At 65.8% G+C, this 12,688-nt stretch carries 11 protein-coding genes; 9 read left to right on the top strand and 2 right to left on the bottom strand.

The window, feature by feature from the left end; translation table 11 throughout:
• Positions 1 to 209: 209 nt before the first annotated feature.
• Positions 210 to 902: a rhomboid family intramembrane serine protease gene (locus RTO53_RS05585; protein WP_312236874.1), complete on the bottom strand. Its 693-nt coding sequence runs from the start codon at positions 900 to 902 to the stop codon at positions 210 to 212.
• A 225-nt stretch (positions 903 to 1,127) separates the two neighbouring features.
• On the opposite strand from RTO53_RS05585, the gene RTO53_RS05590 reads away from it, so the two are divergent.
• The 3 genes from RTO53_RS05590 (at position 1,128) to RTO53_RS05600 (ending at position 4,351) form a co-directional block, all read left to right on the top strand.
• The gene (locus RTO53_RS05590) at positions 1,128 to 2,471 is read left to right on the top strand and encodes an outer membrane protein transport protein (RefSeq protein WP_312236875.1); all 1,344 of its coding nucleotides are present in this window, start codon (positions 1,128 to 1,130) and stop codon (positions 2,469 to 2,471) included.
• 309 nt (positions 2,472 to 2,780) lie between these two features.
• Complete coding sequence (locus RTO53_RS05595; RefSeq protein ID WP_312236876.1) at positions 2,781 to 3,284, top strand: hypothetical protein; 504 nt, start codon at positions 2,781 to 2,783, stop codon at positions 3,282 to 3,284.
• Positions 3,285 to 3,811: 527 nt separating this feature from the next.
• Positions 3,812 to 4,351, top strand: a complete 540-nt coding sequence (locus RTO53_RS05600; protein WP_312236877.1) for a hypothetical protein — start codon at positions 3,812 to 3,814, stop codon at positions 4,349 to 4,351.
• Between the two features lie 93 nt (positions 4,352 to 4,444).
• On the opposite strand, the gene putA is transcribed toward RTO53_RS05600, so the two are convergent.
• On the bottom strand, positions 4,445 to 7,669 hold the full coding sequence (putA, locus tag RTO53_RS05605; RefSeq protein ID WP_312236878.1) for a bifunctional proline dehydrogenase/L-glutamate gamma-semialdehyde dehydrogenase PutA: 3,225 nt from the start codon (positions 7,667 to 7,669) through the stop codon (positions 4,445 to 4,447).
• 275 nt (positions 7,670 to 7,944) lie between these two features.
• Between putA and RTO53_RS05610 the strand changes: the two genes are divergently transcribed.
• The 6 genes from RTO53_RS05610 to RTO53_RS05635 all read left to right on the top strand — a co-directional run bounded on the left by RTO53_RS05610 (position 7,945) and on the right by RTO53_RS05635 (position 12,669).
• Positions 7,945 to 8,421 carry a DUF2244 domain-containing protein gene (locus tag RTO53_RS05610; protein WP_312236879.1) on the top strand — a complete coding sequence of 159 codons (477 nt, stop codon included), beginning with the start codon at positions 7,945 to 7,947 and terminating at the stop codon, positions 8,419 to 8,421.
• A gap of 11 nt (positions 8,422 to 8,432) precedes the next feature.
• Positions 8,433 to 9,365 (top strand): cytochrome c oxidase subunit II, encoded by a 933-nt coding sequence (coxB, locus tag RTO53_RS05615; RefSeq protein WP_312236880.1) that lies wholly within the window; start codon positions 8,433 to 8,435, stop codon positions 9,363 to 9,365.
• 64 nt (positions 9,366 to 9,429) lie between these two features.
• Positions 9,430 to 11,040 carry a cytochrome c oxidase subunit I gene (gene ctaD / locus RTO53_RS05620; RefSeq protein WP_312236881.1) on the top strand — a complete coding sequence of 537 codons (1,611 nt, stop codon included), beginning with the start codon at positions 9,430 to 9,432 and terminating at the stop codon, positions 11,038 to 11,040.
• A gap of 7 nt (positions 11,041 to 11,047) precedes the next feature.
• Entirely contained in the window at positions 11,048 to 11,182 is a 135-nt protein-coding gene (locus tag RTO53_RS05625; protein ID WP_312236882.1) for a hypothetical protein, read from the top strand.
• Positions 11,179 to 11,772 carry a cytochrome c oxidase assembly protein gene (locus RTO53_RS05630; protein WP_312236883.1) on the top strand — a complete coding sequence of 198 codons (594 nt, stop codon included), beginning with the start codon at positions 11,179 to 11,181 and terminating at the stop codon, positions 11,770 to 11,772. The genes RTO53_RS05625 and RTO53_RS05630 overlap by 4 nt, the downstream gene beginning before the upstream one ends.
• Positions 11,773 to 11,793: 21 nt before the next feature.
• Positions 11,794 to 12,669, top strand: a complete 876-nt coding sequence (locus RTO53_RS05635; RefSeq protein ID WP_312236884.1) for a cytochrome c oxidase subunit 3 — start codon at positions 11,794 to 11,796, stop codon at positions 12,667 to 12,669.
• Positions 12,670 to 12,688: the final 19 nt, after the last annotated feature.

Raw genomic sequence — 12,688 nt, forward strand, 5'->3', positions numbered from 1 at the left:
CGTTGGCCGGCTCTGCATGAATCCAACCGAATGAGACGCCGGCCAGCGGCCGGCATCACCCGGGTTGATCCGACTATCCGTGGAGCCGGCCAGCGGCCGGCACTACCCGGGTTGATCCGATTATCCGTGGAGCCGGCCAGCGGCCGGCACTACCCCCCCCTGTGCCAAAGCGGACGGATGCCCGCCAGCGGGTCATGCGTCGACGCGGCCTAGAAACCGTGGCGCTTGCGCAGCCGCCGGGCGATGGCGGCGCGGACGTAGACCCCGTAGGCCAGGCCGAACACGAAGCCGGCGATGTGCGCCCACCAGGCCACCATGCCGAAGCTCGGGCCGATGTAGGCGAACACCACCTGCAGCGCCGCCCAGACGCCGATCAGCAGGTAGGCCGGCGCCCGCACGAATTCCAGGAACAGACCCAGCGGGATCACCACGCCCAGCCGCGCACCGGGGAACAGGGCCAGGTAAGCGCCGATCAGCGCCGACACCGCGCCACTGGCGCCGATGATGATCTGGTCCGGGCTGCCCATGGTGTAGATCGCGGTCAGGTTGGAGATCGCCCCGCCGACCAGGAACAGCAGGATCAGCCGCCACGGCCCCAGCACGCGTTCGGCCGGTAACCCGAAGATCAGCAGGAACACCAGGTTGCCCAGCAGGTGCGACCAGTCCGCGTGCAGGAACAGCGCGGTGAACAGGCGCAGCACGCTGCCGTCCTGCAGGGTGGCCCACCAGTCCAGCGGGTGGGTCAGCCCGGTCGACAGGGCGCCCCAGTCCAGCCACAAACTGCGGCGGGCATCGTCCGGGCGCGAGATCGACCACAGGAACGCCGCCCACAGGGCGGCGAACAGCAGCGGGGTAGCCCAGCGGAAGGCGGACTTCTTGCGGGAGGGGATCGACACGAACATGGGTGCGCTAGCCTAGCGCGGCGGCGCCCGCGGTGGGGAATTGACGGGTTCAGCCTGAATAGCCATACCGGGGCATTCCGTTATTGTTTCATTAACCGGTCTGGGTATACTCCAATACGGCGTCGTATGTCGGGAGGGGAATCCGGCGCGTTGTCTCCACCGAAAGGCAGGGATGACGCAGGCGCACGTTGCCAAACACCACCGCAATTCCGGAGAGAACCAAACATGCATACCGCTTCCACGCTTGCCCGCGTCACCGCCCTGGCCGTCGGCATTGCCGGTGTCCTGGCTGTCGGCCACGTCAACGCCGCCGCCTTCCAGCTGAAGGAAAACAGCGCCAAGGGCCTCGGCCGCGCTTTCGCCGGTTCCGGCAGCGCCGAGGGCGACGCCTCGATCATCGCCGTCAACCCGGCTGGCATGCGCCAGCTCGAGGGCACCCAGATCCAGGGTGACCTGAGCGCCATCAGCTTCTCGGCCAAGTACAGCGGCACCGGCCGCAAGCCGACCGGCCAGCCGCAGACCGGCGGTGACGGCGGCGACGCCGGCATGATCGCTCCGGTCCCGGCGGCGTACTTCCACATGCCGATCGGCGAACAGGCCCACTTCGGCGTGTCGCTGACCGCGCCGTTCGGCTTCAAGACCCAGTACGACAACGCGTGGGTCGGCCGTTACAGCGGCCTGAAGACCGACCTGAAGGCGATCGACCTGGGCTTTGCCGCCTCCTACGACGTCAACCCGTACGTGTCCTTCGGCGCGTCGGTGTTCGTTGAACACCTGACCATCGAACTGAGCAACAACATCGACTTCGGCACCGCGCTGGCGCAGTCGCGCGTGCCGGGCTTCGCCCCGGGCAGCGCCGATGGCAAGCTGACCGTGGAAGGCGACAACAACGCCGTGGGCTGGACCGTCGGTGGCTTGTTCAGCCCCGATGAGAACACCCACATCGGTATCAGCTACCGCTCCAAGGTCGAGCACAAGATCACCGGTGGCGACGCTACCTTTGACGTGCCGTCCAACGCCGCTGCCGTGCTGGCCATTGCCCAGCCGGGCCGCTTCACCAGCACCTCGGGCAAGGCCACCCTGACCCTGCCGGCCTCGGCCACCTTGAGCGTGACCCACAACGTCAACGACCGCTGGACCGTGATGGGTGATGTCACCCGTACCGCCTGGTCGACCGCGTTCGACCAGGTCACCATCGACTATGCCTCGGCGCAGCCGGACTCGGTGCTGGAATTCGGCTACCGCGACACGACCTTCGTCTCGCTGGGTACCGACTTCAAGCTGAGCGATACCGTCACCCTGCGCGGCGGTGTCGCGCTGGACCAGACCCCGACCACCAACGCCCACCGCGACGTGCGCGTGCCCGACACCAGCCGCAAGTGGCTGTCGCTGGGCGTGGGCTGGACCCCGTCGGCGAACATCGAATACAACTTCGGTTACACCCACCTGTTCACCAAGGATCCGGACGTCAACATCGCCGGCACCACCAACAACCAGGGCAACTCGCTCACCGGCAAGTACAAGGTGCGCGGCGACGTGCTGGCCGCGTCGGTCAACTACAAGTTCTGATCGACGTAGCCGCACCGGTTGTCTGAGTGGCAGAAGGCCCCGCGAAAGCGGGGCCTTTTGTTTCAAGGCGGCTCGCCCGTGGCATTCAATCCAGCCATCGCCGGTCGCGTTGCATGGCTGGCGCAACGGCGACGCAGTCGGGTGGGATCGCGGTCCCGACGACGGATCCGACCGTGAGGGAGCAGATCGGCACAGTCTCCACATGTCCATTTGCCCGCACCCGGTGCGGAGTAACCTCCACCGCGTGTGCAAACCCACTACGGAGCGGTGCCTGCCATAGACTGTTTACCCTTCCTGCATGCCGTCGACATGGACCGCCGATACCTGAAAAAGATGCGCGCCTACTGGGCGCGCGAAGAAGCGAAGAACCTTCGCCATCTTCAAAAGATGCTTGCGACATCGGCCTGGTTCGATTTCTGGCACGTGCATCCGGATTGGTATGGAAAAGCAGCACGTGACCCCTCCGACCGGGAGGCGGTCGCGCACTCTGCCCTCCGGCTGCTCGACCATGCGCGGCGCTCGCTCGACGCAGACGCGCGCGAGGTGCAGTGTTGGGCGGAGCTGTATCCGAACACGATGAACGACGGGGTGTACCTGCATTCGGCCAATCCAAATGGTCGAGCGAACTACCCGCATGAGTTCACCGGCTATATCTGGGGAGCGAAGATCCCGGCGTGGCTGGAAGCGCTGCTTGACGCCGCGCGCTACGAGGTTGGCGTGAAGGAAAGCGAAGAGGGGGCAATCTACGTGATAAGGGCGCGCGCGACGCCTCTTGCTGCATCTCAGCGGTGCCACGATGGCCCGGCTGCATAACGCAGCCCCTGCCGCTGCGGCGCGATGACATCCGGAACGCCATACGCCGCTTCGTCATGCCCCAGGCCGGTGTACCAGCCACGGCCGCCGTCGAAAGCATGCACCAGGCGATCGGGTGGTCCCTGCTCATCGTGCCGCCCGTATAGCGGCGTTCGTCCACGGTGGCGACCACCTGCACGCGCGGGCGCGGATTGGAGCGGAGCGCATCGCGGATCGGCCACGCGTTGCCACGTGCGTGGCCATCGCGCTCGGGCTGCACGCGGGTGTCAGGGCAGTGCGAGATGGCCGGATTCTGCCATGAAGTTGGCCCATGGCAACGGCGGGAAACCGCGTTTCAGGCGCCATCGGCGCGGATGCAGCGCGTACAATCCCGCACCGCCCCCGCATGGCGTGGGTCATGACGTTTTGACAAGGATCTGCATATGTCGCCGCTCGCGTTTCGTTCCACCCTTTTGTTGGCTTTGGCCTCCCTGTCCGCACCCGCCTGCGCGGCCGATTTCGCCACGTGTTTCACTCTGAAGCCGGGCGTGTCCTGGTCCACTGCCGATGAAACGTTGACCATCGAACAGGCGACCTTCGCCGGTCAGCCTGCGATCAAGGTCAACAGCGCAGGCGGTGGCGTCGCGACTGCCAGCTACTACGATGTCAGCGGCCGCCAGTTCCTCGGCCAGGATCGCTACGGCATCTCCGCCTGGGGCGGCGATGCGTCCAAGCCGGTGATGACCGACATGTTCAAGCCTGCGCCGACGTTCCCGCAGACGGCCAGGCCGGGCGACCGCTTCCAGTACACCGGCAAGGGCGAGCGCACCCATCACGTTGAAGACACCGTCGAGCCGCTCGACTTCGACGGCTTCTCCGATTACACCTTCGTCGGCTTCGAAAACGTCGACGTGGAGATCGATGGCCAGCCGCGCACCTTCAAGGACACCTGCCACGTCAGCGCGACCTTCGAGGACAACCGCATCGAAGGCTGGTACGCGGCCGGCTTCGGCCGCATCAAGTTCGAGCGCTACATGGGCAAAGAACTGTTCATGCGCGATGAGATCGAGTCGATCGACGCCCCGTAGTGCCCGTTGCTGACGGTGCCTCGTCGAGCGGCATGACATCCACAAAAAACCCCGCTTTCGCGGGGTTTTTCGTTCAACACATGACGCCGTGCATCAATCGCCCAGCGTCAGCAGCGAGGCATTGCCGCCGGCCGCCGTGGTGTTCACGGTGACGGTCTTTTCGGTGGCAAAGCGCAGCAGGTAGTGCGGTCCGCCGGCCTTGGGGCCGGTGCCGGACAAGCCCTGGCCGCCGAACGGCTGCACGCCCACCACCGCACCGATCTGGTTGCGGTTGACGTATACGTTGCCGACGTTGATACGCGAGGAAATGCGGTCCACGGTTTCGTCGATCCGCGAATGCACGCCCAGGGTCAGCCCGTAGCCGGTGGCGTTGATCTGATCGATCACCGCGTCGAGCTGGTCGCCCTTCCAGCGGATCACGTGCAGCACCGGCCCGAAGATTTCCTTGTGCAGCTGGTCCAGGTTCTTCAGTTCGTACGCACGCGGGGCGAAGAAGGTGCCATGCGCGGCCGCTTCGCTGAGTTCGGCGGCGGCGATCAGGCGCGCTTCCTTCTCCATGCGCACGGCGTGGTCCTGCAGGATCTGCAGCGCGTCGGCATCGATCACCGGGCCGACGTCGGTGGACAGCAGGCCGGGGTCACCGACCTTCAGTTCGGCCATCGCGCCGGACAGCATGGTCATCACCTTGTCGGCGATGTCGTCCTGCACGAACAGCACGCGCGCGGCCGAGCAGCGCTGGCCGGCGGAGGTGAACGCCGAACCGATCGCATCCTTGACCAGCTGTTCCGGCAGCGCCGAGGAGTCGGCGATGAAGGCGTTCTGGCCGCCGGTCTCGGCGATCAGCACGCCGATGGCGGCATCGCGTGCGGCCATCGCGCGGTTGATCGCGCGGGCGGTGTCGGTGGAGCCGGTGAAGGCCACGCCGGCCACGCGCGGGTCGGCAGTGAGCGCGGCACCAACGGTGGCGCCGTCGCCGGGCAGGAACTGCACCACGCCCTCGGGCACGCCGGCGTCGAGCAGCAGCTTCACGGCGTAGTAGCCGATCAGGTTGGTCTGTTCGGCCGGCTTGGCGATGACGCTGTTGCCGGCGGCGAGTGCGGCGGCCACCTGGCCCAGGAAGATCGCCAGCGGGAAGTTCCACGGGCTGATGCAGACGAACACGCCACGGCCGTGCAGCTGCAGTTCGTTGGACTCGCCGGTGGGGCTGGGCAGCTTCTCTGCATGGCCGAACTGCTCGCGGGCCTGCTTGGCGTAATAGCGCAGGAAATCGACCGCTTCGCGCACTTCGGCGATGCCGTCGGGCAGGCTCTTGCCGGCTTCCTTGACGCACAGCGCCATGAACTCGGGCAGGCGCGCTTCGAGCTGGTCGGCAGCGTGTTCGAGGATCGCCGCGCGGCTGGCGGCCGGGGTGCGGTTCCACGTCGGCTGCGCGGCCACGGCATTGGCCAGCGCCTTTTCGACGGTAGCGCTGTCGGCCGGCTGCCACTGACCGACGACCTGACGGGTGTCGGCCGGGTTGGTCACGTTCAACAGCGCGCCGGTCGGGGTGGCGCCGGGCACCAGCGGTGCGGCGTGCCAAGGCTTCACGGCGGCGTTGAGCTGCTCGGCCAAAGCGCGCAGATCGTTGTCGTTGGCGAGATTGACGCCCATGGAGTTCTTCCTGTCATGGTTCTGGCTGCGCAGCAGATCGACCGGCAGCGGGATTTTCGGATGCGGGATGGATGCGAAGGAGGACACCGCCTCGACCGGATCGCGGATCAGGTCGTCGATGGCCACGCTGTCGTCGGTGATGCGGTTGACGAAGCTGGAGTTGGCGCCGTTTTCCAGCAGGCGGCGCACCAGGTAGGGCAGCAGGTCTTCGTGCGAACCGACCGGTGCGTACACGCGGCACGGCACGTTCAGGCGATCGGCCGGCACCACTTCGGCGTACAGGTCATCGCCCATGCCGTGCAGCTTCTGGTGCTCGTACTGGCCACCCTTGGCGATCGTCTTGACGGCGGCGATGGTGTGCGCGTTGTGCGTGGCGAACATCGGGTACAGCGCATCGGCGTGGGTGAACAGCCGCCGGGTGCACGCCAGGTAGGACACGTCGGTGTTCTGCTTGCGGGTGAACACCGGGTAGGCGGGCAGGCCATCGATCTGCGCACGCTTGATCTCCGCATCCCAGTACGCGCCCTTGACCAGGCGCACCTGCAGCCGGCGACCGATGCGGCGGGCCAGGTCGGCCAGGTAATCGATCGTGTACGGGGTGCGCTTCTGGTAGGCCTGCACGACCACGCCGAAGCCTTCCCAGCCCACCAGCGAGGCGTCGGTGACCACCGCTTCGATGATGTCCAGCGACAGCTCCAGGCGGTCGGTTTCCTCGGCATCCACGGTGCAGCCGATGCCATAGGACTTGGCCAGCTGCGCCAGTTCCAGCACGCCCGGCACCAGGTCGGCCATCACACGCGCGCGCTTGGCGTGCTCATAGCGCGGGTACAGCGCGGAAAGCTTGATCGAGATGCCCGGGGCCGCGTTGACGTCGCCATCGGGGCGGCCACCGCGTGCCTTGTGGTCACCGCCGATGGAGTGGATCGCGCGGCGGTAGTCTTCCAGGTAGCGCTTGGCGTCCTTCATGGTCAGCGCTCCTTCGCCGAGCATGTCGAACGAATAGCGGTAGCTGGCGTTGTCGCCCTTGTGCGAGCGCGACAGCGCTTCGTCGATGGTGCGGCCCATGACGAACTGGTGGCCCATGATCTTCATCGCCTGGCGCACGGCCAGGCGGATCACCGGCTCACCCACGCGGCCGATCAGACGTGCGAACGCACCGGGTACGTCGGCACGGGTGGCGTCGTTGATCTGCACCAGCCGGCCGGTCAGCATCAGGCCCCAGGTGGAAGCGTTGACCAGTACCGAGTCGCTGCCGCCCATGTGCTTCTTCCAGTCCGCATCGCCGAGCTTGTCGCGGATCAGCTTGTCGGCGGTGTCCTGGTCGGGGATGCGCAGCAGCGCTTCGGCCACGCACATCAGCAGCACGCCTTCTTCGCTGCCCAGGTCGTACTGGCGCATGAACGCTTCGATCGCGCCCTGGTCCTTGGCGCGCACGCGAACGCGCGCCACCAGGTCGGCGGCCACGGCCTGCACCTGCGCCTGTTCGGCGGCCGGCAGGCGGGCCTGCTCCAGCAGCTCGCGCACATGGCTGGCCTCGTCCTTCATCCAGGCATCGGTGATGGCCTGGCGGAACGCAGGGGGAGGCGTCGGCAGCTCGGGCGACAGCAGCGGCGGACGGAGAGCGCCGGACGGGGCCGGGGCAGGAATCGGTGCGGAGGGTGCGGTCATGCCGGTCGGCTCGTGGAAAACTTGACCATTTTAATCGTTTTTTTGATCCGACAAGCAATTTCAGGAGCGCGGTCGATAGTGGCGATAGCCTTTCATACAAAGGGATTCGACGGACAACCCGCAGCCTTGAGGATTTATGCCGATTTCGGCAAAAGTGCTGCCGATGTCCATGCTGTATTGCACCATTCCCGAAAGTGTGAATGGACCCTTGCTACTGTCGCGAGTGCAGGGCTACCATCGAGACGTTTCCCGCGGCAGGAAAACGCGGTTGCGACATGATCGAGGTGCTGACAGCTCCGGACGGATCAGGGACGCGACTGCGGCTGCGTCCCCCACGGGCGCTCGATGCCCGGCAGTTCGTCCTGTTGTTTGCTGTGTTGTGCGGGGTGATGGGGTTGGCGGCCGGCCTGGGTTGGCTCGCCGGCAACGTATTCGCCCCGTTGTTCGCGCTGCTGTACAGCCTGTTGCTGGCAGCGGCACTGCGTAGTGTGTGGCGTAGTGGAGAACGGCAGGAAGAAATCCGGGTGGTTCCGGCGTGTGTGGAGGTCATCCCCGCACCCGGGCACTCGCCGGTGTTCAGCGCGCATCCGCATTGGGTACGCCTGATCGCCGACGAGCAGAGGGTCCGGCTGGCGTCCAGTGGCAGGCAGGTGGAAGTGGGGGCGTTCCTCGCACCGGCCGAACGCAGGGCACTGGCTCAGAAACTAGAAGGCTTGCTCGCGGCCAGCGATGGCTGCAACCGACGACGCTAAGGGTCTAGGCAATGAAGCAACGCATCAAGTGGGGCAGTACGTTCGGGAAGACAGCAACAAGCGGGGCCGCGCTGCTGGCGCCCGCATTGGCGTGGGCCCAGGCGGCCGACCCCAAACCGTGGCAGTTGAACATGGGCAAGGGGGTGACCCAGAGCTCGCGGTTGGCCTGGGAATCCAACCTGTTCTCGCTGTGGGTGTGCACGATCATCGGCATCCTCGTATTCGGCGCGATGTTCTATGCCATCTTCAAGTTCCGCAAATCCAAGGGGGCCGTCGCGGCCACCTTCAGCCACAACACCAAGGCGGAAATCGTCTGGACGGTGATCCCGGTGATCATCCTGGTGGTGATGGCGTGGCCGGCCACGGCCAACCTGATCAAGTTCTATGACACCCGCGATTCGGAAATGACCGTCAAGGTCACCGGCTACCAGTGGATGTGGAAGTACGAGTACCTGGGCGAGGACGTGACCTTCACCAGTCGCCTGGACCGCGAGTCCGACCGGGTCCGGCAGAGCGGCAAGGTACCCACGCTGGCGTCGAATCCGCACTACCTGCTGGAGGTGGACAACCGCCTGGTGCTGCCGGTGGATACCAAGGTGCGCTTCGTGATCACCTCCGACGACGTCATCCACGCCTGGTGGGTGCCGGCGCTGGGCTGGAAGCAGGATGCCATTCCCGGCTTCATCAACGAGGCCTGGACCAACATCGAAACGCCCGGCGTGTATCGCGGCCAGTGCGCCGAGCTGTGCGGCAAGGACCACGGTTTCATGCCGATCGTGGTCGAGGCGGTGTCCAAGGAAGACTTCAAGAAGTGGCTGGCCTCGCGCAAGCCCGCACCGGCGCCGGCGCCGGAAGCGGCTCCGCCAGCACCGGCTCCGGTCGAGGCGGCCCCGGCCGCCGCACCCGAAGCTGCCGCTGCGGCGCCGGCAGAGAGCAACGCCTGAAATCGAGCTGCGCCTGCCAACCGGCAGGCGTGGGTACCACCGGATCCAGTGAGGTGTAGTTGCGATGGCGCATTCCGCAGTTGACCACGACGGGCACCACGGGCATCAGCAGAGCTTTGTGGAGCGTTGGTTGTTCTCGACCAACCACAAGGACATCGGCACGCTCTACCTGCTTTTCAGCTTCATCATGTTCATCATCGGCGCGGCCATGAGCGTGGTGATCCGCGCCGAACTGATGCAACCGGGCCTGCAGTTCGTCAAGCCCGAGTTCTTCAACCAGATGACCACCGTGCACGCGCTGGTGATGATCTTCGGTGGGGTGATGCCGGCCTTCGTCGGCCTGGCCAACTGGATGATCCCGCTGCAGATCGGCGCGCCGGACATGGCGTTGCCACGCATGAACAACTGGTCGTTCTGGTTGCTGCCGGTGGCCTTCAGCCTGCTGCTGGTGACCCTGTTCCTGCCCGGTGGCGCGCCTGCCGGCGGCTGGACCCTGTACCCGCCGTTGTCGCTGCAGGGCGGCTACAACGTGGCCTTCAGCGTGTTCGCCATCCACGTGGCCGGCGTCAGTTCGATCATGGGCGCGATCAACATCATCGCCACCGTGCTCAACATGCGCGCACCGGGCATCGACCTGCTGAAGATGCCGATCTTCTGCTGGGCCTGGCTGATCACCGCCTTCCTGCTGATCGCGGTGATGCCCGTGCTTGCCGGTGCGGTCACCATGCTGCTCACCGACAAGTTCTTCGGCACCAGCTTCTTCAACGCGGCCGGCGGCGGCGACCCGGTGATGTTCCAGCACATCTTCTGGTTCTTCGGCCACCCGGAGGTGTACATCATGATCCTGCCGGCATTCGGCGTGGTCAGCGAGATCATCCCCACCTTCAGCCGCAAGCCGCTGTTCGGCTATCAGGCGATGGTCTATGCGGTGGCGGCGATCGCGTTCCTGTCGTTCATCGTCTGGGCCCACCACATGTTCACCGTGGGCATGCCACTGGGCGGCGAGATCTACTTCATGTTCGCCACGATGCTCATCTCCATTCCCACCGGGGTGAAGGTGTTCAACTGGGTCAGCACCATGTGGCGCGGCTCGCTTACCTTCGAAGCGCCGATGCTGTGGGCGGTGGCCTTCGTCATCCTGTTCACCATCGGCGGTTTCTCCGGATTGATGCTGGCCATCGTGGTGGCCGACTTCCAGTACCACGACACCTATTTCGTGGTGGCGCACTTCCACTACGTGCTGGTCACCGGCGCGGTGTTCGCGCTGATCGCGGCGGTGTACTACTGGTGGCCCAAGTGGACCGGGCGCATGTACAGCGAGAAGTGGGCCAAGTTCCACTTCTGGTGGTCGATCGTGTTCGTCAACCTGCTGTTCTTCCCGCAGCACTTCCTCGGCCTGGCCGGCATGCCGCGGCGCATCCCCGATTACAGCGTGGCGTTTGCCGACTGGAACATGATCAGTTCGATCGGTGCGTTCGGCATGTTCGCCACGCCCTTCATGATGGCCGCGATCCTGCTGGCCTCGCTGCGCAACGGCGAGAAGGCTGCCGCACGTTCCTGGGAAGGCGCACGTGGGCTGGAATGGACGATTCCGTCGCCCGCCCCGGCACACACCTTCACCACGCCGCCGATCATCCGCCCAGGTGACCTGGCCCACGACGATGTGACCCACTGAGGCCCGCATGGACACCCCTTCGAACTCCCTGGATGTACAGGCCCTGCAACGTCGCCGCGCGCAGCGCACCGCCTGGAAAGTCGGGCTGGTGGCGGTGGCGGTGTATGTCGGTTTCATCCTCACCGGGGTGATCGGGCGATGAGCGAGGCCCGCCCGGCCACTCCCTCGCGCACGGCGGGGCTGCCCCGCCTGATCGGGGTGGCGCTGGCGGTGTTCGTGCTGACCTTCTCGCTGGTGCCGCTGTACCGGATCGCCTGCGAGAAGGTGTTCGGGGTGCGGCTGGAGCGCGGCCCGGGGGCGGCTGCCGGCGGCGCCGTCGCCACCGGCAAGCGCACCGTGCGGGTGGAATTCGATGGCGGGGTCAACTCCAAGTTGCCCTGGGCGTTCCATCCCGAGCAGTTGACCATGGACGTGGTGCCGGGTGAACTCAACGAGGCGCTGTACTTCGCGCGCAACGACAGCGACCGCGCGCTGGTGGGCAGCGCGGTGCCATCGGTGGCACCGGCCAAGGCTTCGGGCTACTTCAGCAAGACCGAGTGCTTCTGCTTCACCGCGCAGACCCTGCAGGCCGGCGAGAAGCGCGACATGCCGGTGCGCTTCATCGTCGACCCGGACCTGCCGGCCAACATCAAGACCATCACCCTGTCCTACACCTTCTACAAGAACGACGCGCTGTCCGCGCAGCTGCCCGCCGCCGCTGCGGTGCCGGTTGGCGCGCACGCCGCTCCCTGATACGCACCGGATCCCGAGACCATGGCCCAGCAAAGTCCCGATGCCACCGTGTACTTCGTGCCCACGCACAGCAAATGGCCGTTCATCGGTTCCATTGCGATGATGGTGACCATGGTCGGCGTGGCCAGTTGGCTCAACGATTCCAGTTGGGGCAAGTGGACCTTCTACGCCGGCATCGCGATGCTGGTGCTGACCCTGTTCTGGTGGTTCAGCGATGTGGTGCGCGAATCCCAGGCCGGCAGCTACAACCGCCAGGTCGACGGCTCGTTCCGCATGGGCATGGTCTGGTTCATCTTTTCCGAAGTGATGTTCTTCGGCGCCTTCTTCGGCGCGTTGTTCTACACCCGCAACCTGGGCCTGCCGTGGCTGGGCGGCGAGGGCGACCGGGTGATGACCAACGAGTTGTTGTGGACCGGCTATTCGGCGGCGTGGCCGACCAACGGTCCGGGCGCGATCGGCGGCCACTTCCAGACCATCCCGGCCTGGGGACTGCCGCTGATCAATACGCTGATCCTGCTCACCTCCGGCGTCACCCTGACCATCGCCCACCACGCGCTCAAGGCCGGACATCGCCGCCAGCTGCTGATCTGGCTGGGCCTGACCGTGGTCCTGGGTGCGTTCTTCCTCACCCTGCAGGCCGAGGAGTACATCCACGCCTACAAGGAACTCAACCTCACCCTGGGCTCGGGCATCTACGGCTCGACGTTCTTCATGCTCACCGGCTTCCACGGTGCGCACGTGCTGCTTGGCACGATCATGCTCGGGGTGATGTGGCTGCGCTCGGCCAAGGGGCACTTCACCCGCGACAACCATTTCGGTTTCGAGGCGGCCGCCTGGTACTGGCACTTCGTCGATGTGGTGTGGCTGATGCTGTTCCTGTTCGTCTACGTGCTGTAGCGTCGGGGCGACACCGTGC

Source organism: Stenotrophomonas sp. (assembly GCF_031995405.1).
Lineage (GTDB): Bacteria > Pseudomonadota > Gammaproteobacteria > Xanthomonadales > Xanthomonadaceae > Stenotrophomonas.